The 25,997-nt window shown below is 33.6% G+C and carries 20 protein-coding genes; all 20 read right to left on the bottom strand.

Annotated features, from left to right (window positions below):
• Positions 1-35: 35 nt before the first annotated feature.
• Positions 36-4,352 (bottom strand): PolC-type DNA polymerase III, encoded by a 4,317-nt coding sequence (locus KA883_RS09130; RefSeq protein ID WP_210139959.1) that lies wholly within the window; start codon positions 4,350-4,352, stop codon positions 36-38.
• 384 nt (positions 4,353-4,736) lie between these two features.
• Positions 4,737-6,437 carry a proline--tRNA ligase gene (locus tag KA883_RS09125; RefSeq protein ID WP_046208632.1) on the bottom strand — a complete coding sequence of 567 codons (1,701 nt, stop codon included), beginning with the start codon at positions 6,435-6,437 and terminating at the stop codon, positions 4,737-4,739.
• Between the two features lie 15 nt (positions 6,438-6,452).
• A complete protein-coding gene (gene rseP, locus KA883_RS09120; protein WP_046208633.1) occupies positions 6,453-7,739 on the bottom strand; it encodes an RIP metalloprotease RseP in 1,287 nt (428 codons plus the stop codon).
• 310 nt (positions 7,740-8,049) lie between these two features.
• Complete coding sequence (locus tag KA883_RS09115) at positions 8,050-8,826, bottom strand: phosphatidate cytidylyltransferase (RefSeq protein WP_046208634.1); 777 nt, start codon at positions 8,824-8,826, stop codon at positions 8,050-8,052.
• Between the two features lie 17 nt (positions 8,827-8,843).
• Positions 8,844-9,605, bottom strand: coding sequence for an isoprenyl transferase (locus KA883_RS09110; RefSeq protein WP_046208635.1), 762 nt, complete (start codon positions 9,603-9,605; stop codon positions 8,844-8,846).
• Between the two features lie 226 nt (positions 9,606-9,831).
• Positions 9,832-10,386: a ribosome recycling factor gene (frr, locus tag KA883_RS09105; protein WP_046208636.1), complete on the bottom strand. Its 555-nt coding sequence runs from the start codon at positions 10,384-10,386 to the stop codon at positions 9,832-9,834.
• A gap of 16 nt (positions 10,387-10,402) precedes the next feature.
• The gene (pyrH, locus tag KA883_RS09100; protein WP_046208637.1) at positions 10,403-11,125 is read right to left on the bottom strand and encodes a UMP kinase; all 723 of its coding nucleotides are present in this window, start codon (positions 11,123-11,125) and stop codon (positions 10,403-10,405) included.
• 134 nt (positions 11,126-11,259) lie between these two features.
• Positions 11,260-12,138 (bottom strand): translation elongation factor Ts, encoded by an 879-nt coding sequence (gene tsf / locus KA883_RS09095; RefSeq protein WP_046208638.1) that lies wholly within the window; start codon positions 12,136-12,138, stop codon positions 11,260-11,262.
• A 93-nt stretch (positions 12,139-12,231) separates the two neighbouring features.
• On the bottom strand, positions 12,232-13,023 hold the full coding sequence (gene rpsB / locus KA883_RS09090) for a 30S ribosomal protein S2 (protein ID WP_040030607.1): 792 nt from the start codon (positions 13,021-13,023) through the stop codon (positions 12,232-12,234).
• A gap of 369 nt (positions 13,024-13,392) precedes the next feature.
• A complete protein-coding gene (codY, locus tag KA883_RS09085) occupies positions 13,393-14,166 on the bottom strand; it encodes a GTP-sensing pleiotropic transcriptional regulator CodY (RefSeq protein WP_046208639.1) in 774 nt (257 codons plus the stop codon).
• A 23-nt stretch (positions 14,167-14,189) separates the two neighbouring features.
• The gene (hslU, locus tag KA883_RS09080) at positions 14,190-15,602 is read right to left on the bottom strand and encodes an ATP-dependent protease ATPase subunit HslU (protein ID WP_046208640.1); all 1,413 of its coding nucleotides are present in this window, start codon (positions 15,600-15,602) and stop codon (positions 14,190-14,192) included.
• 112 nt (positions 15,603-15,714) lie between these two features.
• Complete coding sequence (hslV, locus tag KA883_RS09075; protein ID WP_046208641.1) at positions 15,715-16,257, bottom strand: ATP-dependent protease subunit HslV; 543 nt, start codon at positions 16,255-16,257, stop codon at positions 15,715-15,717.
• 3 nt (positions 16,258-16,260) lie between these two features.
• The gene (gene xerC, locus KA883_RS09070; RefSeq protein WP_046208642.1) at positions 16,261-17,151 is read right to left on the bottom strand and encodes a tyrosine recombinase XerC; all 891 of its coding nucleotides are present in this window, start codon (positions 17,149-17,151) and stop codon (positions 16,261-16,263) included.
• A 119-nt stretch (positions 17,152-17,270) separates the two neighbouring features.
• Positions 17,271-18,578, bottom strand: coding sequence for an FADH(2)-oxidizing methylenetetrahydrofolate--tRNA-(uracil(54)-C(5))-methyltransferase TrmFO (gene trmFO, locus KA883_RS09065; protein WP_046208643.1), 1,308 nt, complete (start codon positions 18,576-18,578; stop codon positions 17,271-17,273).
• 147 nt (positions 18,579-18,725) lie between these two features.
• Positions 18,726-20,792: a type I DNA topoisomerase gene (topA, locus tag KA883_RS09060; RefSeq protein WP_046208644.1), complete on the bottom strand. Its 2,067-nt coding sequence runs from the start codon at positions 20,790-20,792 to the stop codon at positions 18,726-18,728.
• Between the two features lie 192 nt (positions 20,793-20,984).
• Positions 20,985-21,857 carry a DNA-processing protein DprA gene (dprA, locus tag KA883_RS09055; protein WP_046208645.1) on the bottom strand — a complete coding sequence of 291 codons (873 nt, stop codon included), beginning with the start codon at positions 21,855-21,857 and terminating at the stop codon, positions 20,985-20,987.
• 226 nt (positions 21,858-22,083) lie between these two features.
• Positions 22,084-22,989, bottom strand: a complete 906-nt coding sequence (gene sucD, locus KA883_RS09050) for a succinate--CoA ligase subunit alpha (RefSeq protein WP_046208646.1) — start codon at positions 22,987-22,989, stop codon at positions 22,084-22,086.
• 21 nt (positions 22,990-23,010) lie between these two features.
• Positions 23,011-24,177, bottom strand: coding sequence for an ADP-forming succinate--CoA ligase subunit beta (sucC, locus tag KA883_RS09045; protein ID WP_046208647.1), 1,167 nt, complete (start codon positions 24,175-24,177; stop codon positions 23,011-23,013).
• Between the two features lie 107 nt (positions 24,178-24,284).
• Positions 24,285-25,055 carry a ribonuclease HII gene (locus KA883_RS09040; RefSeq protein ID WP_046208648.1) on the bottom strand — a complete coding sequence of 257 codons (771 nt, stop codon included), beginning with the start codon at positions 25,053-25,055 and terminating at the stop codon, positions 24,285-24,287.
• 9 nt (positions 25,056-25,064) lie between these two features.
• Entirely contained in the window at positions 25,065-25,925 is an 861-nt protein-coding gene (gene ylqF, locus KA883_RS09035) for a ribosome biogenesis GTPase YlqF (RefSeq protein ID WP_046208649.1), read from the bottom strand.
• Between the last annotated feature and the right edge of the window lie 72 nt (positions 25,926-25,997).

The following is a 25,997-nucleotide window of genomic DNA, read 5'->3' as shown; positions in this document are numbered from 1 at the left end:
ATTTTTTATTCCATGCCTACCAATATATTGCTCGATTACATATCAAATATTGATAATTGTGCTTTATCTGGCAAGTTAGGTAATGAACCAAGTTCATCTAAATACTCGATGACTTTTTGTGACAACCCAGCTTTTTTATTTAAATCTTCTTTTGATAAAAACGGTCCTTCTTCGCGTGCTTCAACAATACGTTGTGCAACGTTTTCACCTAATCCAGGAACAGCGATAAATGGCGGAATCAAACTATCACCTTCAATGATAAAATCAAATGCTTTACTTTTCTCTAAACTAATTGGTTGCATACGATAACCGCGTTGCGCCATTTCGTTCATGATTTCTAATACGGTTAATGTATCTTTTTCTTTTTTTGCTAAATCCATATAACGAGAATACATATCGTTTACTGTATTTCGAATACTTTCTTTATCCTTAATCATTGAAATTAAATCAAAATCAGATGCACGTACCGTAAAGTAACTTGCATAATAATAAAGTGGATAATGAACTTTGAAATACGCAATACGTACTGCCATCAATACATATGCTGCCGCATGGGCTTTAGGGAACATGTATTTAATTTTTCTACATGAATCTAAATACCAATCTGGCACTTCATTGTCTACCATTGCTTCAACCATATCGTCAGTTAGCCCTTTACCTTTACGTACAAATTCCATTGTCTTGAAGGCGAGTGAAGGCTCTAAACCGTTATACATTAAATAAACCATAATATCATCACGACAACAAATAACACTTGATAAATCACAAGTTCCTGAGCGTATTAAATCTTGTGCGTTACCTAGCCAAACATCCGTACCATGTGATAATCCAGATATTCTAACTAACTCTGAAAATGTAGTTGGCTTGGTATCTTCTAACATTTGGCGCACAAATCCTGTACCAAATTCTGGCACACCAAATGTTCCAGTTTTACATAAAATTTGTTCTGAAGTTACACCTAAAGGTTCTGGCGAACTAAAAATGCCCATAGTTTCCTTATCATCGACAGGTATCGTTTTAGGATCAATACCTGATAAATCCTGCAGCATACGAATCATCGTCGGATCATCATGTCCTAATATATCCAGTTTCAAAACGTTATCATGTATTGAATGGAAATCAAAATGAGTCGTCATCCAAGCCGATGATTGATCATCTGCCGGAAATTGGACAGGTGTAAAATCGTAGATATCCATATAATCTGGCACAACGATGATGCCTCCAGGGTGTTGTCCTGTTGTACGTTTTACACCAGTACAACCTTTTACGAGTCTATCAACTTCAGCGCCTCTTTTGTGAATACCTTGATCATTTAAAAATCCTTTCACAAAACCGAAAGCTGTTTTTTCAGCCACCGTACCAATTGTACCTGCACGAAAGACTTTATCTTCACCAAATAATTCTTTTGTATAATTATGAGCTTGTGGTTGATATTCACCACTAAAGTTCAAGTCGATATCAGGAACCTTATCACCTTTAAAACCTAAGAAAGTTTCAAAAGGAATATCCTGGCCTTCTTTAATTAAATCACATCCACATGTGGCACATTTTTTATCTGGTAAATCAAAACCAGAACCAACGGATCCATCGTTAAAGAACTCACTTTCTTTACATTCTGGACAAATATAATGTGGAGGTAATGGGTTAACTTCTGTAATTTCAGTCATTGTCGCTACAAAACTCGAACCTACAGAGCCACGTGATCCAACTAGATAACCGTCATCTAATGATTTTTTAACCAGTCTTTGTGAAATTAAATATATCACAGAAAAACCATTCCCAATGATACTTTCAAGCTCTTTCTCTAATCGGTCAATTACAATTTGTGGTAAATCTTCACCATACAATGCTCTGGCGTTAGCATAACTCATATCTCGTATTTCATCATTAGCACCTTCCATGCGGGGCGTATACAATTCATCCTTTATCGGAACTACGCGTTCGATACGGTCTGCTAAGTCATTTGTATTTTTCACAACTAATTCATGTGCTTTTGCATCACCTAAGAAATGTAATTCATCTAACATTTCATCCGTAGTTCTAAAGTGCGCCTCAGGTAAAGTACTACGATTTAACGGGTTACCTGGCTGTGATGCTATTAAAATTTTACGTGCAATACCATCATGTTCATTTAGATAATGCGCGTTTCCTGTTGCAATAACAGGTATATCATTCACATCTCCAGCTTGGATGAGACGTTGATAAATTTCATGTAATGTTTCATTATCTCTCACCAATTCTCTATCTATTAAATCTTGGTATAATGCAGGTGGTTGTACTTCAATAAAATCATAGTATTTTGCTATTTTTTCCACTTGAGATTGGTCTTTTTGCATTACTGCAGTAAATACTTCACCTTCATCACATGCGGAACCAACAAGAATACCTTCTCGATATTCATCTAAAAGAGAACGTGGAATTCTAGGTGTTCTATAATAATATTTAACTAAAGATGCGCTTACTATTTTAAATAAGTTCTTTAAGCCCTGTTGATTTTGCACAATAAGTGTTACGTGATTTGGGCGAGCACGTTTATAAGCGTCTTCATTTGATAAAGACTTATTAATATCTTGATGATTATAAACTTCTGCTTCTTCTAATTGTTTTAACATCTTTATAAAAATATAAGCTGTTGCTTCAGTATCATAAATCGCTCTGTGATGTTGTGTTAAATCTACACCATATTTTTTAGCTAAAAAGTTCAGACCATGTTTTCCATATTCAGTGTTGATGGTTCTAGAAAGTTCAAGTGTATCTATCACACCGTTAGTTGATGCGCCTAGGCCAGTTTTTTCATAACCGGTATCAATGAACCCCATATCAAATGATGCATTATGTGCTACAAATATCGCGTCACCGACCCACGCTTTAAACTCGGTTAAAACAGTTTCAATTTCAGGTGCATTGACGAGCATATCGTCTGTGATATGCGTTAAATTCTTGATTGTTTCAGATAAACGTTCGTGTGGATTACTAAAACGTTCAAACTTATCAATAATTTCTCCTTCTTGTACTTTTACAGCTGCGAGTTCGATAATTTTATCATACTGATTAGATAGACCTGTTGTTTCAACGTCAAAAACAACATATGTTGCAGTTTTTAAATCAATGTCTTGAGGCTTATACGCTATGGGCACACCATCATCGACCAACATGCCTTCCATGCCATAAATCATTTTAATATCATTTTTTTCTGCTGCAGCATGCGCATCTGGAAATGCTTGAACCACATTATGATCAGTAATTGCAATAGCTTTGTGGCCCCATTTAGCTGCTTGTTCTACATATGCACTTATATTCGGAATGCCGTCCATCTGACTCATGGACGAATGCAAGTGAAATTCTACGCGTTTTTCGTCTGCTTTATCTTGTTTAACTGCTTTTTTTATTTCTTCTATATCAGACATCATCATGACTAAATCACGTACGAATGTATCTTCTTCTATTCTGCCTTGTGCTCGAACCCATTTACCGACACTGAGAGCTTTAAAATGAGCTAAATCATCTTTATTTTTTCTAGTGAACATTTTCAATACTAAGGAGTCTGTATAATCTGTAACTTTTAGTTCTACAATATGGCGTCCACTTTTCAATTCTTTCAAATTAATATCAAAGATAACACCTTCAACTGCAACTTTAAATTCCTCTTCAATAATCGATTCAATAGGTTTTACATTTTCTACTTGAATTGGTTTTCCAATTTGACATTTAGCTACAGTACTTTCATTATTATCTTGTTGTTTAGCTTTTTCAGCACGCATCTTTTCTAACTTTTCAGTGGCTTCACGTGCACTTTGCTCATCTTCTTGTTGAATGTGTGCTTCTAACGATGCCAAGTCGTCTCCATTAGATGTTTGGTCTGTTTCAAAAATGATACTGCTGATTGCAAAACCACATTGTTGAAATGCTTTAATCAAACTTCCATTGCACGCTTTGTCAAAATGATCTCGCTCTATATCATTCTGACACATGACTTTGAGCACATCCCCTGACATAATTAAGCGCTTTTGCTTAAGCTGACCTTTTACTTTAGGTGATAATTTTGTTTGGTCAATGCAATAACTAAAGTATTTCAATGCATATTCATCTTGATTCGCTTTATTTGTGATTGTAAAATTACAATCGACTTTAGCGATTGTTTTAAATTCTTCAGTAATTGCATTCATAAATAACAGATAATCTTCAATTGGTAAAAAATATGGAAATGTTATCTGAAATACCCAGGTACGATCCGTTGTTTTAACATCTACACGTGTTAATTCACTTTGTGCTAAAATTTCTGGATCCAAATGATCTGCAATTTTAATTTGATCAGCTAAAATCTTGAATTTTTCTTGATTTGTCATTGACATGACGATAACCACCTTACTATTAATTACACTACGTTACTAATTCATATAATTTCTTTAACTGTCGCGTATGTATTTTGTACATTATCTATCTTATAACGTAAAACCTTTAATTTCTAATACTTAAACTTTACTATTTTTACAATATGGTTTCTAATCATAAATAAGAGCGGGAATGAAATCAAACATGATTCATTCGATTTCGCTTTCCCGCTCACTAATTAAAGGTGATCAAACATTAAAGTACAGGTTGAACTAAAAGATTCATCTAATACTTTTAGCAATGATATGCATTTATATAAAGTATATGCGTATTAATGCTTTAACTTACATCTTAATTTTAGCAACGTATATGAGAGCAATCACTTTTTTAAGTTGACTGTTGACTTATATACTTAGGTATAAGTCATTAATATAACTATTTAAGTTATCAATTTGAACATCTTCACTTTCACCTGTATCACGTCGTTTAACTTCTACGATACCTTCAGCAGCATTTTTACCAACTACTACTCTAATTGGTAATCCTATTAAATCGGCATCATTAAATTTAACACCTGCACGTTCTTTACGGTCATCATAAAGTACATCATATGTTTCTTTTAATTGTTTATATAATTGATCAGCCAATTCACGTTGTTCTTCTTTTTTAGGATTGATTGTAATTAAATGTAAATCAAATGGCGTTACTGATTTAGGCCATATAATACCATTTTCATCATTATTTTGCTCAACAATCGCACTTAAAGTCCTAGAAATACCTATACCATAACATCCCATTAATAAAGGTTTAGCTTTACCTTGATTATCCAGGAATGTTGCATTCATTGCTTCAGAATATTTAGTACCAAGTTTAAATACTTGCCCAACTTCAATTCCTTCGGCAAATTTAGCATCACCTGATCCATCAGCTAAAGGCTCTCCTTCTAAAATAAATCTAAAGTCTCCATAAGCTTCGATTTCAAAGTCACGCCCTACGTTTGCATTCAATAAATGGTAACCATCTTCATTAGCACCTACAACAATATTATTTAAATCTTTTATAAAATTATCAGCATATACTTTGATATTTTTATCGAAAATAGGACCAAGTGAACCAGGAGATGCACCTAATAAATTTTTAATTTCATCTTCTGTAGCTAATTCGATGTGATCCGTACCAAAGAATGCTTTTAATTTCACATCATTAATTTCATGGTGACCACGTACAAGTACCATAATAAATTCACCATCAACATTAAATACCATGGATTTTGTAATTTCATCCAGTGGTTTATCTAAAAATGTTGCTAATGCTTGTGCTGTATGTACTTGAGGTGTTTCTATTTTTGTTAATGACGCTATCTCATCATGCTTTTCATTGGGATGATATACAACCTCAGCTTTTTCAATATTAGCTGCATAATCACTATTTTCACTATAAACTATTGTGTCTTCACCAATTTCACTTAAAGCCATAAATTCATGTGTATGACTGCCACCAATAGCACCTGAATCTGCAACTACTGGTCGCGCATTTATTCCGACACGTTTAAATATGCGATCATATGCGTGATACATATCTTGGTATGTTTCATCTAATGAAGCCTCATCAGCATGAAATGAATATGCATCTTTCATAATAAATTCACGACCACGTAACAATCCAAAGCGCGGGCGTTTTTCATCTCTAAATTTAGATTGTATTTGGAATAAAGTAAGTGGTAATTGTTTATATGATTTAAGTTCATCTCTGATTACAGATGTTATAAGTTCTTCATGTGTTGGTCCAAGTGCAAACTCACGACCATGTCTGTCTTTCAAACGCATCAATTCTGGACCATATGCACTCCAACGACCGGATTCTTCCCATAGTTCTGCTTTTTGTAACGCTGGCATTAAAATTTCCACAGCGTCGATACGTTCCATTTCTTGTCTTACAATACTTTCAATGTTATTCAAAACTTTAGCAGCTAACGGTAAATAGCTATAAATACCACTCGTACTTTGTTTGATTAATCCTGCTTTTAACAAAAGTCTATGACTCAAAGCTTCAGCTGCTGCAGGTACCTCTTTCATCGTTGGTATAAATACTTTAGATTGTTTCATTTACATGCTCTCCTTTTATAAGAAATAACGTTGAATGTCATTCCACGTCACTAAGACCATTACAATTAATACAAATACTGCACCAATTGCAATAATTGTCGTTTCTGCTTTTTTGTTTAATGGTTTTCTGAAAATCGCTTCATAAATTACAAATAAGATTCGTCCGCCATCAAGTGCTGGGACTGGTAATAAATTCATTAAACCTAAATTGACGCTTAGTAAAGCTGTCCAAGAAATCAAATTAATAATACCTGTTTTAACAACAGAGTCAACTGTATGATAGATACCGACTGGACCATTTAACATATCAAATGAAAATTGACCGGTGAAAATGCTCGCAATCATGCTTAAAATCGCGGTAAATATCAGTTTTCCAGCTACAATTGTTTGCTTTACGCCTTCAGTAATCGGTTTAAATACCGTATGTTCAGTAGAAGCAGTATAACCTAACAAATATTTAGTTTCTGAATGTGTTTTAGTTACTTTTTGTTCATATTTTTTTGGTTTTACTTGCAAGGTTTCTGTTTTACCATCTCGTTCTACTTTAATTTGTGTCTTTTTGTCTTTAACCTGTGATATTGCTTGATCTATATCAGATTTACTATTGATAGATTTGTCAGCAATTTTCACGATAGTATCACCTGTTTTTAAACCTGCGTGTGCTGCTGGGCTATCTTGCGCCACTTTATCAACTGTATTTGTTGGTGTACCTTGATAATAAGCTAAGCCAATAAATAATACTAATGTAAGTAAAAAGTTAAATAATGGGCCAGCAAACAGTGTTAAGAATTTTTGATAAGGCTTTTTGTGTGTGAATTGTCGGTTTTTGGGAGCTATTTGAATTAAACTACCATTCTCAACAAAATAGGCTTTGTCAGCAATTTGATAATGATGTCTTTGCTGATCATATGCAGTTACACCTTCAATGTATAAATCTTCTTTAAAATCACATTGTTTAACTTCCATTGCTTCAATTTGTTGGAACTTATGTTGATCATCTAAAATGATATGTGTGATTTCATCTTTATCATTTAATTTTATCTTTACATGCATACCTGGTTGAACGGGTGGTTCCTCCAACCCGTCACCTGCCATTCTTACATATCCTCCAACAGGCAATAAACGAATGGTATATAAAGTTTCATTTTTTCTGAAACTAAAAATTTTTGGCCCCATTCCAATTGCAAATTCTGGACACATAATGCCAGCTCTTTTTGCAAAAAACATATGACCGTATTCATGAACTGTTACAAGAACACCAAATACGATTATAAAAGAAATAATTGTCACTAGAAAACTCAAATTGATACACCTCATATTTTCCGTAAGATTGTTCCATTATTTTTTATATTGCTATAATATATAAGCTATTTTAATGCTTTTGATTATAAAATTATAACATAACAATACTAGCTGATACACGTAACTTTATGCAGTAGAAAAAATTATCATGACTTAACACTTAATTTCTCTGTAACATATTTTAAAAACTTATGAAAAGGAGTTAAAAACTTAAATGTTTCATTTGATTTCTCATCGACATTTAAATTCATAACTCCTTTTATTGTTCAATTATACAATTTTATTTGCACTTCGTTTACCTTAAAATCACTTATATTAAGAATATGTTTAATAATGGTAAGACAAACATAAAACTATCAAATCGATCTAATATACCACCGTGACCAGGTAAAATGCGTCCAGAATCCTTCACACCAAAATGACGTTTAAAGCCTGACTCTACTAAGTCTCCTAACTGACCAAACATACTTAAAATAACCGTACATAACAGTAGTAACCATATTGCAATATCAAAATCTATAAACATCATCATTACAAGCGGAACTATCAAACTACAAATAATACCACCAATAAATCCTTCAATTGTTTTATTGGGACTGATTACAGGCCATAATTTATGTTTACCTATTAATCTACCAAAAATATATGCGCCAGTATCTGTAGACCACACAATTAAGAAAGCTAAAAGTATGTAATGTAATCCTTCTGATCTAGTTTCATATAGATACATGAAGCCTATCCCTACATAAGCTATAGACATTAAACAAAAGGCAGCATCCATAAAACTAAATCTATTTTTAGAAAGTACTGTATAACTGAGTAAAATAAAACTCATTGCTATTAAAGATTTTAATTGTAAATCGTTTACCCATGTACCTGCTTCTTGCGGTATCATAATAATTAATATTCCTAATGCACTTATAATTCCTGGGATGGATAGGAACTTTATCATATTCATATTCAACAATTCTTTGAGACCTATAAATGCTAATAAATAAGAAAAAAGCATTAGTACAAGGCCACCCTTTAACAATACAGGTAGAAAAACAATAAGTGCTATTATTGCTGTTAAAGTTCTAACTTTCATACTATTCTCCTAACTATTTATAATCCCCCAAAACGTCTTTGACGAGATTGATAAATTTTAATACAGTTTATTAATTCTTCTTTGTCAAAATCTGGCCAAAATTTTTCATTGAATATAAATTCACTGTAAGACACTTGCCAGATAAGAAAGTTACTAATTCGTTGCTCACCTGAGGTTCTAATTAAAAGGTCTGGATCAGGATAATCGTGGGTCATTAAATGTTCGTTAATCAATTGCTCTGTAATATGATCACTGGATAAGCCTTCTGAAGATAATTTTTCATAAATTGATTTTACACTATGGACAATTTCAGCACGTCCGCCATAGTTAATTGCAAAAATCAATTTTAAACCTGTGTTTGCTTTGGTCTGTTCTTTTGCCTTATTAATCGCTTCAAGTGTTGCAGTTGGTAAATCATTTAAAAAACCAATCGTTTCTACTTTAACATTATTTTCTATTAATTCAGGTAAAAAGGTTTTTAAAAAGTTAACCGGCAAATTCATGATATAATTGACTTCATTTTTAGGTCTTGTCCAATTTTCAGTTGAAAATGCATACAACGTTAAATATTTAATACCTAAATCACTAGCTTCTTTAGTTATTTTTTTAATCGTTTGCATACCTTCATAATGGCCTTTGATTCTAGGCAATTTTCTTTGTTTAGCCCAGCGTCCATTGCCATCCATAATAATTGCTATATGATTAGGTACATTATGTAGATCCAACTCATTGTTGGATGCATTAGGCTGGTTTTTTTTCTTGTTTAGCTTTTTAAACATGGTATTTCCTCCGAGCGTTATCATCTCTGCTTATTAAATTAGCTTCTAAATGCAATTATCTATCATTTTATCATACTAGATAAGCGCAATGAATAAACAAATAAAAAAACTGTACCAAAGTCTGATTTGATACAGTTCAGATAAATTTATAATATGCTTCATTTTCAATACCAAACAACTTAATGTTGAGTATTTACTCACAAAAAACATATCATAATTACCATGTTTATACTGACATAATATCTTGTTCTTTTTCTTCTAATAATTTATCAATGTCATTTATAGAATCGTCAGTTATTTTTTGTACTTCATTCGTTTGAGTTCTTAAGTCATCTTCAGTGATGTCACCGTTTTTCTCTTGCTTTTTAAGTTCGTCATTCGAATCACGGCGTACGTTTCTAACTGCAACTTTAGAATCTTCACCAATTTTTTTAACTTCTTTTACAAGCTCTTTACGACGTTCTTCTGTTAATGCAGGCACACTTATACGAATGACCTCACCATCACTAGATGGGTTTACGCCTAAGTTTGCTGCATTAATTGCTTTTTCAATATTAGCCACTGATGTTTTGTCGTATGGTGAAATGACTAAAAGACGAGCTTCTGGTACATTGATACTCGCTAATTGTTGAATAGGTGTTGGTGCTCCATAATAATCAACAGTAACACCGTTTAAAAGGTTTGAATTTGCTCTACCAGCACTAATATTAGCTAACTCTCTTGAAAGACTATCAATTGATTTTTTCATCTTTGTTTTCGTGTCATTAATTATGTCACTCATTTTATACACCTCTAAATTATTTTGTAATTAATGTTCCTATTTTTTCACCCATAACAGCGCGTTTAATATTTCCTTCTTCTGTGATAGAGAATACATTCAACGGGATATTGTTATCCATACAGAAAGAAGATGCTGTTGAGTCCATGACTTGTAAGCCTTCTTGTAACATTTGAATATGTGTTAAATGTTCATATTTAACCGCATTTTCATCTTTTTTAGGATCTGCAGAATAGACACCATCAACATTATTTTTGCCCATTAAGATAACATCTGCTTCAACTTCAGCAGCACGTAAAGCTGCAGTTGTGTCAGTTGAGAAGTATGGATTACCTATGCCAGCAGCAAATATAACAACACGCTTTTTCTCTAAGTGTCTAATTGCGCGACGACGAATATAAGGTTCTGCAACTTGTTTCATCTCTATAGAAGTTAATACACGTGTATCACACTCTAATTGTTCCAAACTGTCTTGTAGTGCTAAAGCATTCATAACTGTAGCTAGCATGCCCATATAATCTGCTGTACCACGATCCATACCTAGATCACTACCGGTTTTACCTCTCCAGATATTACCTCCGCCAACAATCACTGCAATTTCACAATCCATTTTTGTTACCTCAGCTACTTGTTGAGCAACACTTTTAATAATTATGGGATTTATCCCGAATCCATCTTCACCTGCTAGTGCTTCACCACTTAATTTTAAAACGACACGTTTATATTTAGAAGTTTGAGCCATTGTCTTATCCTCTCTATTGTGAAAATATGTATTTGATACAAGTAAAGAAGACACAGTAGAACTTCCAATATAAAAGTAAGTCTTTCATACGGAGCACAAAAAGGTGTCTTCTTTCTTGTTCAAACTATGAAATATTATTTCATTTGTCCTTTTACTTCGTCAGCAAAGTTTTCTTCACGTTTTTCCATACCTTCGCCTACTTCATAACGTACGAAGTCAACTAGTTTTCCACCTTTTGATTTTAAGAAAGCTTCAACTGTTTGATCAGGATCTTTAACAAAGTTTTGGTCAACTGCACAAATTTCTTGTAAATATTTACGTAAACGACCTTCAACCATTTTTTCAACAATTTTTTCTGGTTTGCCTTCGTTTAAAGCTTGTTGTTTCAATACTTCTTTTTCATGAGCAATTTCATCTTCACTTACTTGTTCAGATGAAACATATTTAGGGTTAATCGCAGCAATATGCATAGCTACATCTTTAGCAGCATCGCTATCAGTAGTACCTTCAACAACTGTTAATACACCGATACGTCCACCCATGTGTAAATATGAACCAAATGCATCATTATCTGATTTTGTTCTAACAGCAAAACGACGGATACTTAATTTTTCTCCGATTGTAGAGATTGCTTCTTTCATGCGTTGGTCTACAGTTTTACCGTCAGCTAATTCAGATTCTAATAAAGCTTCAACAGTATCAGCTTTACTCTCTAACACTTGTGTAGCAATTTCTTTCACTAATTCTTGGAAACCTTCGTTACGTGCTACGAAGTCAGTTTCTGAATTAATTTCTACGATTGCCGCTTCATTTCCTTTTTCTTCTACATGTACTAGTCCTTCTGCAGCGATACGGTCAGCTTTTTTAGCTGCTTTCGCAATACCTTTTTCACGTAGGTAATCAATAGCTTTATCAATATCACCATCAGTTTCTGTCAACGCTTTTTTACAGTCCATCATACCAGCGCCAGTTTTTTCACGTAATTCTTTTACAAGTTTAGCTGAAATTGCCATTTCATATTCCTCCATTATTTAATGAATTTTAATATATTTATTTTAAAAAAAGGTGATAAGCTTAAATATCTTATCACCCATTTTACATTATTCTTAGTTTGATTCAACAGAAGTGTTTTCTTCAGTTGTTTCTGCTTCAGTAGCTTCTTCTTTTGATTCATTTAAATCAATGTTTTGTTCAGCCGCTACTTCTTCATTTGATACACCTTGTTGACCTTCTAAGATTGCATCTGCCATTTTACCTGTTAATAACTTAACGGCACGGATAGCATCATCGTTTGCAGGGATAACATAATCGATCTCATCTGGATCACAGTTAGTATCCACAATACCAACGATTGGGATGTGTAATTTACGTGCTTCAGCAATTGCGTTGCGCTCTTTACGAGGGTCAACTACAAATAATGCTTGAGGCATAGATTTCATATCACGAATTCCGCCTAAGAATTTAATTAAACGGTCATATTCTTTTCTTAGTTCTACTACTTCTTTTTTAGGTAATACTTCGAATAAGCCATCTTCTTCCATTTTTTCAATTTCAGAAATACGTTTGATACGTTTTGAAATTGTTTTATAGTTAGTTAAAATACCACCTAACCATCTTTGGTTAACGTAGAATTGACCAGCACGTTCAGCTTCAGCTTTCACTGATTCTTGTGCTTGTTTTTTCGTACCAACAAATAAAACTTTTCCGCCATCTTCTGAAATTTGTTTTATAAAGTTGTAAGCTTCTTCTACTTTCTTCACTGTTTTTTGTAAGTCGATAATGTAGATACCGTTTCTTTCAGTGAAGATGTATCTTTTCATTTTTGGGTTCCAACGGCGTGTTTGGTGACCGAAGTGAACACCTGCTTCTAGTAATTGTTTCATTGAAATTACTGCCATAAATAAAATCCTCCTATTGGTTTTTTACCTCCATAAAAAGCTCATATAAACACGATAAAAATTTATCGCACCCTTTATACTTCCGCTCTCTATGTGCGTATTGGCTTAATAGCCGTGAATAAATATATCATATTCATACATATAAAGCAATAGTTCAGCTTATAATTTCTCATTTATAATAGTGAAGATTCAAGTCATATTTTTATCAATTCAAATATCACTGTAACACTTTATATAGTAAGCAGTTTCCATTATAAAATGATATTGTATTTATTTTTTACATATTCACTAAATAAACGCATAACGCATGGATATACTAAATGATATGAAAGCGTATATAGCAATCACATTTAAAAGTGATTCTACATTTTATTTTATTCTATCTAATTCATCTAAGAATTTTTCTTTTTTAACTTTAATAAACGTACCTTTCATACCTAATGAACGTGATTCAATAACTCCTGCGCTTTCTAACTTACGCAATGCATTAACAATCACAGAACGTGTAATTCCAACCCTGTCAGCTACTTTAGAAGCAATCAACAAGCCTTCTTTACCACCTAATTCTTCAAAAATATGTTCAATCGCTTCACTTTCTGAGTATGATAATGAATTGATTGCCATATTAATCGCAGCTTTATCTCTAGCTTCTTGTTCAACTTCATTATGTTTTTCACGCAGAATTTCCATACCAATAACTGTAGCCGCATACTCACCTAAAACAAGATCATTTTCAGAAAAGTCGTCTTGTACACGTCCTAGCACTAACGTACCTAGTCTTTCTCCGCCACCTAATATTGGAAAGATAGTTGACTTACTATCTTTAAATACATCTTCGTTTTCAGGTGGGAAAACTGAAAGATCACTTTCGATTCCAATATTGGATTCTGTTTCTTTTACATCCATTAACTTATCTGTATATTCCACAGGTATGTGTCTATTTTCTAGCATTTGAATAATACGTTCATTTTTTAACAATTCATTTAAACTTGATCCTAAAATTTTACCTTTTCTTGACACAATGAAAACATTTGTCACTGTTACACTACTTATCGTTTGTGCGACGTCTTTAAAGTCTACAGCGATTCCTTTGTGCTTTTGCAAAAGTGTATTTAATTCTCTTGTTTTTGATAATAAGCTCATATTACTTCTCCTTTTTGTTTATATTATAAAATAAATGCACTTAAATCTTTATTTGTTGAAATTGATTTCAACTTATCATCAACATATTGAGGTGTGATATCTACAACGGCATGTGGCATGCTCGGTGCTTCGAACGATAAATCTTCTAACATTTTTTCAAGTATTGTATGCAATCTACGCGCACCAATATTATCTGTATCTTGGTTAACTTGAAAGGCAATCTCTGCCAAACGTTTAATCGCTTCTTCGGTGAAATTCACCGTTACTTGTTCCGTTTGGAGTAGCGCTTCATACTGTTTAATCAATGATAATTTGGGTTCAGTTAAAATGCTTACAAAGTCTTCCACAGAAAGGCTTTCTAATTCAACACGAATTGGGAAACGACCTTGTAATTCAGGTATTAAATCACTTGGTTTTGAAACATGGAATGCACCAGCACCAATGAATAGCATATGTTCAGTATTAACAGTACCATATTTAGTTTGAACCATGCTACCTTCAAGTATAGGTAAAATATCTCTTTGTACACCTTGTCGTGAAACATCTTGACCTGAATTTTGATTGTTAGTAGCCACTTTATCTATTTCGTCAATAAAAATAATTCCCATTTGTTCGGCTAGCTCAATAGCCTCTTGATTGGCAGTTTCTTGGTCAATCAGTTCATCCGCATATTCATCAGTCAAAATATTTCGAGCAGTTTTGACAGGGACTTCTCTTTCCACTTTTTTCTTAGGCATTAGTTGGTTCATCATATCTTGCATTTGTTGGTTTTGATTTGTACCTAACATACCTAAAGCACCTGGGTCCTGTTCGACTTTTAATCTCACTTTTTCTTCTTCAAGTGAACCATTTAATAATTGTTGTTTGATTTCAGAACGCTTTGTTTTGATTTCTTCAGTTGGCGTTTCTTCATCATCGTCCTCATTATTTTGACCAAAATTAGGTATTGCTCCGCCAAAAAGAGATTCTAAAGGGTTGTTACTGTTAGTGCTATTCGCTTTCTTCTTCATGCTTGGAACTAAAAGTTTAACTAATTTTTCGTTTGCTTTACTTCGCGCTTCATCTTCAACTAACGCTTTCTTTTGCTCTTTTACCAATCTAACAGCAATATCAACTAAGTCTCTAACCATACTTTCAACGTCACGCCCAACGTAACCTACTTCTGTGAATTTCGTAGCTTCTACTTTAATAAAAGGCGCACCAACCACTTTAGCCATGCGTCGCGCAATTTCAGTTTTCCCTACGCCAGTTGGTCCAATCATTAAAATGTTTTTCGGTGCAATTTCTTGTTTCTCTTCGTCAGAAAGTAGGCTTCGTCTATATCTATTTCTTAATGCTACTGCTACCTTGCGTTTAGCGTCATCTTGACCAACTATATATTCGTTAAGTTTTGAAACGATATCTTTTGGCGTTAATTTAATACCATTCGACTCCATATGAGAAATACCTCCGTTACTTTATTTTCTTCAAAAATCCATTATTTATTATACATTTATTTCATAAATTTTTACTTTTTGTTATTACAACATATTTTAAAATATAAGTTTTTTAAAGTTCTTCCACAACGATTTGGTCATTCGTAAACACGCAAATATCAGAGGCAACCTTTAAACTTTCATATGCCATCTCACGCGCACTTAAATCAGTAGCATGACGTTTTAATGCTCTACCTGCACTTAAGGCATAATTGCCACCGGATCCAATTGCAATTAAATCATCATCTGGCGCAATCACTTCTCCAGTACCACTTACGACTAGTATTGAATCTTTATCCATCACAATAAGCATCGCTTCTAGCTGTCTTAACTGTTTATCGCCTCTCCATTCTTGCGCTAACTCAACAGCGGCTCTTTCTAAATTACCGCTAAACTGTTGTAATTTTGTCTCGAACTTTTCAAATAGTGTAAAAGCATCTGCCACACTACCTGCGAATCCAGCTAACACTTTATCATTATATAAGCGTCGAACTTTTCTAGCGGTTTTTTTCATAATAACTTGTTCGCCAAGTGTTACTTGTCCGTCACCAGCCATTGCCGAATGTCCATTATGTTGTACTGCGTAAATAGTTGTCGCATGAATAGATGTACTCATATTTTAATTCTCCTTTTTTGCACGAGGATGTGCATTTAAATATACTTTTTTTAATTGATCATTCGTAACATGTGTATAACGACCTGTCGTCGATAAATTGACATGTCCTAGTAATGATTGCACTGTTCTTAAGTCAGCACCCTGATTTAACATATGTGTAGCAAATGTATGTCTTAATTTATGCGGATGTATATCTGTTACACCTGCAGTTCGTTTCACTACATCATTTAACACATAACGAATGCCACGCTCAGTGATAGGCGCACCGTTCATGTTAACTAACAAATAGTCGTGTTCGGTACCTTTTTTAGGACTAAATGCTTCTAAGTAATGTTCAATGCTTTGTTTACAAAATTCACCGAAAGGGATAAACCTTTCTTTACCACCCTTACCTAAAACTTTAACACCTGGTAAATTCATATCCAAATCTTGCTCTTTGATATTTACTAACTCTGATACCCTGATACCAGTAGCATATAAAAGCTCCAAAATAACACGATCTCTTAATCCTTTTTTTAAATCTTTATCTACTGTTTTAAATAATGCTTCCATTTCTTCTTCATAAAAAAAGTGCGGTAAATATTGTTCTTTTTTCGGATGAACTAATTGTATAAATGGATTTATGACACTTTCGTCTTGTACCATCCAATACTCATAAAAACTTCTCAGCGTAGAAATTTTACGAGAAACCGATGTTCTTTTCAAGTTTTTTGAATATAAAAAACTTAGGTAATTTCTAGCATCTTTATATTCAAAATTAGCTAAGCTTAAATGCTCTTGATTTAAAAAATCATTAAATTGCTCTAAATCATCATGATATGATTTCAATGTATGTTCAGAAAAATGTCGTTCTACTTTAAGCATGTATAAATAAGCTTGTTGGATTTCTTCCAATAAAAACCCCTCCATCGATATAAATTGTAGCATATCGATAGAGGGAACTGCGAAACATAACTATTAAATTGAGAAAAACTTTTTTTAATTTTCTGAATCAATATTTCACTATATTAACATCATAATGTTTCTTTAAAGTTGTCCAAATATGTCAAAGCTCTATGAGCAAGTTGTTCATATCTTATTTTTTTATCTTTAATTTTTTCATCTAAATCCGGTAGCAAACCAAAATTGGCATTCATCGGCTGGAAGTTTTTTTCATTTTTCGCATGAGCAATATAATAAGCCATGCTACCCAACATCGTTTCTCTAGGGAAAATAACCCTTCCTTTATTTTCAACTTTATGAGCTACGTTGATACCAGCAATCAAGCCGCTTGCTGCACTTTCTACATAACCTTCTACACCAGTCATTTGACCAGCAAAATGAAGAGATTCTCTTCCTTTTAATTCATAAGTTTCAGTGAGTACATCAGGGGAGTTAATAAATGTGTTTCTATGCATGACACCGTATCGAACAATTTCAACATTCTCTAAACCTGGTATCAATCTAAGTACTTCTTTTTGTGCACCCCACTTTAGATGTGTTTGAAACCCTACTAAATTATACAAAGTACCAGCAGCATCGTCTTGACGTAACTGTACAACTGCATATGGTATTTCGCCAGTCTTGGGATCTTCTAAGCCAACTGGTTTCATCGGACCAAACAATAACGTTTTACGTCCACGTGCTGCCATTACTTCAAATGGCATACAACCTTCGAAATATTTTTCTTTTTCAAATTCATTCACTGGTGCGACCTCTGCTTCTAATAAAGCATCATAAAATCTGTTAAACTCTTTTTCCGTCATCGGACAATTTAAATAAGCAGCTTCACCTTTATCATAACGTGACTTTAAATAAACTTTATTCATATCAATACTATCTTTTTCAATAATCGGTGCTGCAGCATCATAAAAATATAGTTGATCTTTACCTGTTGCGTCAACAATTTCTTGAGCTAATTGATCTGTTGTTAATGGACCAGTAGCAATGATTGTATATCCATCAGGTATAGTGTTAATTTCTTCATTAATTACAGTTACATTCGGATGGTTTTTCAATGTTTCAGTAATATACCCTGCAAAATCATGTCTATCTACAGCTAACGCACCACCAGCAGGAACACGCGCTTTGTCTGCTGCAGTTATAACCAATGAATCCATTCGACGCATTTCTTCTTTCAATACACCCACGGCATTCGTAAGCGCATTGCCACGTAATGAATTGGAACAAACTAATTCAGCAAATTTATCTGTATGATGTGCCGGCGTTTGTTTAACTGGCCTCATTTCAATTAAATTTACATGAATACCTCTTTGCGCTAATTGATAAGCGGCTTCTGAGCCAGCTAAGCCAGCCCCTACAACATTGACAATTTGAGTCATATATATCCTCCTATACAAAAAAATAGCAACTACGACACTATTTTATAAGCTAAATAACATATCTCTACATTATAAATATGAATCGTAAGTTGCTAAATATTATTAAAAAATACAGTTTCCTTTTCTAATAATCAATTTATATATTTGTTATTTTTGTTCTTCTTCTTTGTAATCACAATTTGAGCAAACAACCTGACTTTTACGTCCTTGTTTTTTCTCAACTAAATAATGTTCACATTTTGGACAATCACGTCCAATAGGTTTATCCCAAGTTACAAAATCACATTCGGGATATTTAGAACAACCATAGAAGATACGATTTTTCTTAGACTTACGTTCAACGACATCGCCCTCTTTACATTTAGGGCAAGTCACACCAATTGTTTTGACGATTGCTTTAGTGTTTCTACAATCAGGGAAGTTTGAACATGCCATAAATTTACCATATCGACCCATTTTTATAACCATTGGTGCACCGCAAACTTCACAATCTTCTCCTGCAGGTTCATCTTTAATTTCTATTTTTTCCATTTCTTCCTCTGCACGTTCAACATCTTGCTTAAAACTATTATAGAAATCTGAAATAACTTTTTTCCAAGCAATTTCACCTTCTGCAACTTTATCGAGTAATGTCTCCATATTAACTGTAAAATCTACATCTATAATTTCTGGGAAATATTCTTTTACTTGTTCATGAACAATTTCGCCTAATTCGGTAGGAACAAACCGTTTACTTTCATTTTTAACATAGTTCCTTTTTTGTATAGTATCAATTGTCGGTGCATAAGTTGAAGGACGACCAATTTTCATTTCTTCTAAGGTTTTTACCAATCTTGCTTCTGTATAACGTGGTGGAGGTTGAGTGAAATGTTGTGAAGGTTCAATATTGGTTGCTGTAACCATTTCACCTTCATTGATATTAGGTAATTTATTTTCTTTACCTTCATCTCCATCATCTTTTGTTTCAACGTATAAAGTCATAAAACCTTTGAATTTAATTGTTTGCCCATTTGCTCTGAATTTCAAATCATTTTGTGTTAAATCTAATGCTACTGTATCTAAAATAGCAGGTGCCATTTGACTTGCTACAAAACGCTCCCAAATTAATTTATACAGTCTATGTTGATCTCTAGTTAAATAATTTTTCATTTCGCTAGGTGTACGTAAAGTACTTGATGGTCTTATAGCTTCGTGTGCATCTTGATCTCCTTGACCTTTAGATTTACGATTCGAAGTATATTCATTACCATAAGTGTCTTTAATATAATCCTTGGCTTCACTTTTAGCTTGTTCAGAAATTCTAGTAGAATCTGTACGCATATAAGTGATTAAACCAACTGTACCTTGTCTTTTCAAGTCAATACCTTCATATAATTGTTGAGCAAGCATCATTGTTTTACGCGCTTTGAAATTCAATTTTCTTGCAGCTTCTTGTTGAAGTGTTGAAGTCGTAAATGGATTGGCAGGATAACGCGTCTTTTCTTTTTTTGTTACCTTTGTAACTTCAAATTGATCCCCATCAAGCTGTGACGTAATCGTCTCAACATCATTTTTATTAGTTAATTTGTATGGCTTGTTTTTATAATGTAAGAATTTAGCACTAAATTTAGATTTTTTATATCTGAATTCTCCTTCTATTTTCCAATATTCTTCTGGTTTAAAATTTCTAATTTCATTTTCACGATCAATGACTAATCTTAATGCGACAGATTGTACGCGACCAGCAGAAAGTCCTTTTTTAACTTTCTTCCATAAAACAGGAGAAATATTATAACCAACTAAACGGTCTAAAATTCTTCTAGCCTGTTGTGCATCCACAAGTTCCATTTCTATGCCTCTAGGATGTTTAAAACTTTGTTTCACTGCATCTTTGGTTATTTCATTAAATACTACTCTATTTTCAGTAGCGTCTTCTAAATTCAATATATTCGCTAAATGCCAAGCAATTGCCTCACCTTCACGGTCGGGGTCACTTGCTAAGAATATATTTTTTGCTTTCTTAGCATGTTTTTTTAATTCCTTAACAACAGGGCCCTTACCGCGTATAGTAATATATTTGGGTTCATAGTCATTTTCTACATCTACGCCCATTTGGCTTCTTGGCAAATCTCTTACATGCCCCATAGATGCGATAACTTTATATTTTTTACCTAAATATTTTTCAATGGTTTTAGCTTTTGCAGGCGATTCAACTATGACTAAATTTTCTGCCAAAGTAGTTACCCCCTTGCATTTCTAATTACAAAGATAAATGATAAACGGTCTATTTTGTTTTTGTCAATGTTTTTAATTTTAAATTTATTTAATCAAAGGTGTATTTAGAATTAAATAAAGGAAAAGACACTGTTTATACACATCTTTTTCAACTATAAAACAATTGTTCAAATAAATACATTGATCTAAATTTTAGTTAAAATCATCTATGATGTCTTTCGCAGATATAACAATTTTCGCCCCTTCTTGCGCACTTATTAAGTTCCCCATTGTCATATCATTGAACATCGAACCTGGCAAAACATATACTTCTCTATTTTGTTCTAATGCACAATTAGTCGTAATAGAAGTACCACTTTTAATTGTAGATTCTGTAATCAAAACCCCTTTTGATAAACCACTAATTAATCTATTTCTTTCTGGAAAATGATGTTTAAGCGGCTTTTGATATGGTAAATATTCACTTATGACTAAGCCAGTGCGCTCAAGTTGATTTCTAATATTTTGCGTTGATTTGGGATAATGATTAAGATGGCCAAATCCTAACACCGCAATCGCTGACATTTGATTGTCTAATGCATGTTGATGTGCTGCTTGGTCTGCACCTTCTGCTAATCCAGAGACTATGGTTAGATCTTTCTTTTTAAATGAAGGGAAAAGGAATTTCAATGCATCCCCTGTATATCGAGTAGCATGTCTAGATCCAACGATTGCAAGGGTTTGATCACGCGTTGTTAACGTGATATCTCCTTTATAAAAAAGTATAAGTGGAGGATCATGTATTTCGCGAAGCAATTTCGGATATGATGGATGGTTAATACCAATAAAATTAATGTTCCATTTATGTAATTGAATAAGAATGGCATCAATGGGATTGTTTACAAAATCTTGATATATTTGATCTTTCTTTTTAGATTTAATTGTTGATAAATATAGTTGTAATATTGCTTGCTGCTCGTGTTTATTGTAAAACATAAAATCATTCTTATATTTCAGCAATCGATGTATTTGATGTGTGGACAATCCTGAAAAACGCAATTTTAAAAATAAATAATCTATGTTCATATATCGTACTCCTTTATAAAATAATTATAAAGTAAAACGATATAAAGTTTGTTTACAAATTAAATTCATTTAGACTGTATTTGTAATCTAGTTTTAAGAAGAAATTTAAATACGTACCCCACACTACTTCAACACCATACAAAATTCAAACACTGAAAATAGCACAAACTCCAACATATTTTAGGAGTTTGTGCTCATTTTTAAGCTATTCTATTATTAAATTGCTTTATTTAATAGTAAGTAACTGTTCATAGATACCAGCTTCTTTTGCAGCATCAATTAATGTTGTGCCAATTTCTGATGGTGTATCAGCAGTTTTCACACCACAACTGTTTAGTGTTTTAATTTTCTCTTCTGCTGTACCTTTACCGCCAGAAACAATTGCGCCAGCATGACCCATACGTTTTCCTGGAGGAGCTGTTTGTCCACCAACGAAACCTACAACAGGTTTATTCATGTTAGCTTTAATCCATTCGGCAGCTTCTTCTTCAGCAGTACCACCGATTTCACCAATCATAACAACTGCTTTCGTTTCATCATCTTCATTAAATTGTTTTAATACATCAATAAAGTTAGTACCGTTAACTGGATCTCCTCCGATACCTACTGCAGTAGTTTGACCAATGCCTTCTTCAGTCAACTGATGTACAGCTTCATAAGTTAATGTACCTGAACGTGAAACGACGCCCACATGGCCTTTTTTGTGTATATAACCAGGCATGATACCAATCTTACATTCATCTGCAGTAATAACACCTGGACAGTTTGGTCCAATCACACGTGTTTTCTTGCCTTCTGAATAACGTTTTACTTTAACCATATCGATAACTGGAATATGCTCCGTGATACATATAGCTAAATCTAACTCAGCTTCAATACATTCTAAAATAGCATCTGCTGCAAATGGAGCAGGTACATAGATTACTGAAACAGTTGCACCAGTTTCTTCTTTAGCTTCTTCAACAGTATTGAAAACTGGTACGCCTTCTACTACTTGTCCACCTTTACCTGGAGTTACCCCTGCAACAATTTGCGTACCATATTCAAGCATTTGTTTTGTATGGAAAAGTGCAGTAGACCCTGTGATACCTTGTACAATTACTTTTGTATTTTTATCTATCATTACGCTCATCTTAGCGTTCCCATCCTTTCCTTACGCTTCTTTTACAAGTTTTACGATTTTTTGTGCGCCTTCTGCCATTGTTGCAGCTGGTTCAATAGCTAATCCTGATTCATTCAGAATTTCTTTACCTCTTTCAACATTTGTACCTTCTAAACGTACAACTAACGGTAAAGTTAGTTCAACTTCTTTAACTGCAGCAACAATACCTTCAGCAATGATATCGCATTTCATAATACCACCAAAGATATTAACAAAGATACCTTTTACGTTTTCATCACCTAATATGATTTTAAACGCTTCAGTAACTTTTTCTTTCGTTGCACCGCCCCCTACGTCAAGGAAGTTCGCTGGATTACCACCAAAGTGATTAATTGTATCCATTGTCGCCATTGCTAGACCAGCACCATTTACCATACAACCAATGTCGCCATCTAATGCAATGTATGATAAATCATATTTAGAAGCTTCGATTTCTTTTGGATCTTCTTCTTCTAAATCGCGTAATTCTTGGATATCTTTATGTTTAAATAACGCATTATCATCAAAATTAAGTTTTGCATCTAATGCAAGTACTTGTCCATCACCTGTAGTTACAAGTGGGTTGATTTCAACAATTGAACAATCTTTTTCAATAAATACATTATAAAGTGATACTAAAAATTTAGCTGCTTTATTAATTGATTCTTTAGGAATATTAATATTGAAAGCAATTCTTCTTGCTTGATAAGGCGCTAATCCAACAACTGGATCGATTGTTTCTTTGAAGATTTTTTCCGGTGTCTCTGCAGCAACCTTTTCGATTTCAGTACCGCCTTCTTCTGATGCCATCAAAGTTACTCTGTCAGTTGCACGATCGATTACAAATCCAACATAATATTCTTTTTGAATGTCGCAGCCTTCTTCTATGTAAAGGCGCTTAATTTCTTTACCTTCTGGCCCTGTTTGATGTGTTACTAATGTTTTACCTAATAATTCTTTCGCATATGTTTCCACTTCAGATAGTGATTTTGCAATTTTAACGCCGCCTGCATTACCTCTACCCCCGGCGTGAATTTGCGCTTTTACAACATATACATTTGAATCTAATTCTTTTGCCTTTTCAACTGCTTCTTCAACAGTAAATGCTACACGTCCTTCTGGGACAGCAACGCCCATTGAACGAAATATTGCTTTACCTTGATACTCGTGGATATTCATTCTCCATCCTCCTGTTTCTTAGGTTAAGTTCATATTTAATTATAGGAAATGAAAGCGCTATTGTAAACTGATTTAAACTACTTATTTCAATTCTTTTAATTTTTAGATTATTTATAAAGCGATTTAATTGGTTGAAATGTTTTTCTGTGGGCATTTAAAATGCCGTGATTTTTAATTGCATCTAAATGTTGTTGAGTTCCGTAACCAACGTTTTTTTCAAACCCATACTCCGGAAACTTTTGTGCAAGCTGTGTCATATATCTGTCCCTATTTTCTTTAGCTAGGACACTTGCTGCAGCAATTGATACACTTTTAGCATCACCTTTCACAAGTGATGTTTGATCGATATCTGTTTCTAGTGTCATCGCATCAATGAGTAAATGGGTTGGCTGAACAGGCAATCCGTTGATCGCACGTTTCATAGCTAATTTTGTCGCTTCATAAATGTTGATTTCATCAATTTCTTCTACAGTGGCATAGCCGAATGCATAAGCATGTAATTCATCTAATAATTGGCACTCTAATACTTTTCTTTTTTTGGCGGTCAGTTGCTTCGAATCATTAAGGCCTGTAAAGTGATGATCATGATTTAATATCACCGCACATGCAACAACTGGTCCTGCGAGTGGGCCTCTGCCTACTTCATCGATACCACAAATCACCGCATTTCCATCATTTGCTAATATTTGATTTTCATAAAAAGTCATAGCTTGATATTGATTTAATAATTGTTGTTCCTTATCTAGTTGCTTGATTCGTGTTGCTATGGCTTTTTGGACACCTTTACGGTCATCTTTATAAAATGGTTGAAGCTGGATTTCATTAACTGAGTGTAAGGTGGCTAAGTGGTCTTTAATATCTTTTATCGTTTGCTTCATAAATTCACGTTACACTTCCATTTCTTTAATAACATCAAACGTATATGTTCCTATTTTCGCATTTCTAATTTCATGTATGATTAATTCAATGACCGCTTCATAGTCAACTTCATTACCACTACGCAACAATCCTCTACGACGTCCAATAGCATCAAACCATTCTATATTTTCTGCTTCTATCGGTACATCTATTTTATAATGATTTTTCAATCCTTCATAATCATGCGTTTTTAAAAATTCAAGACCGTAAATGGCAACTTCATCTAAATGAACGATACTATCTTTAATCGCACCTGTAATACTTAGTTTTTTTCCTACAAGTTGGTCTTCAAATTTGGGCCAAAGTATACCTGGTGTATCTAATAATTGGAGCGAATTGCCAACTTTGATCCATTGTTGTTGCTTTGTAACACCAGGTGTATTTCCAGTTTTAGCAATAGATTTGTGGGCTAACTTATTAATAAGTGTAGATTTCCCAACATTAGGAATGCCGACGATCATCGCACGAATCGCACGTGGTTTTAATCCTTTTTTCTTTTCACGATCAAATTTTTCTTGTGTTGCTTTAATAGCTGCTTGTTCTACTAATTTTAGTCCTTTTCCATGTTTAGCATCAATCGCCACAGGATAATAGCCTTTTTCTTTAAAATAAGACTCCCATTTTTCTAATTCTTTTAAATTCGCCATGTCTTTTTTATTCAGAATCACTACTCTCGGTTTTTGCTGTATAACATCATCAATCATTGGGTTTCTTGAACTATAAGGAATACGAGCATCTACTAGTTCAAAAACAACATCTACTTTCTTTAATTGTTCTGCAACTTCTCGTTTTGCTTTCGCCATATGCCCTGGATACCATTGAATTACCATGTACATCACCTTTCTCATACGTTTATGTTTCAAAATTATATATTTTACTCATACCATTCATTGACCTTAAAA

It is taken from the genome of Staphylococcus sp. GDY8P54P (assembly GCF_017892645.1).
Classification (GTDB): Bacteria; Bacillota; Bacilli; order Staphylococcales; family Staphylococcaceae; genus Staphylococcus; species Staphylococcus ureilyticus.
Note: the sequence above shows the minus strand (reverse complement) of the source record. Positions and strands in the feature narration are given on the sequence as shown.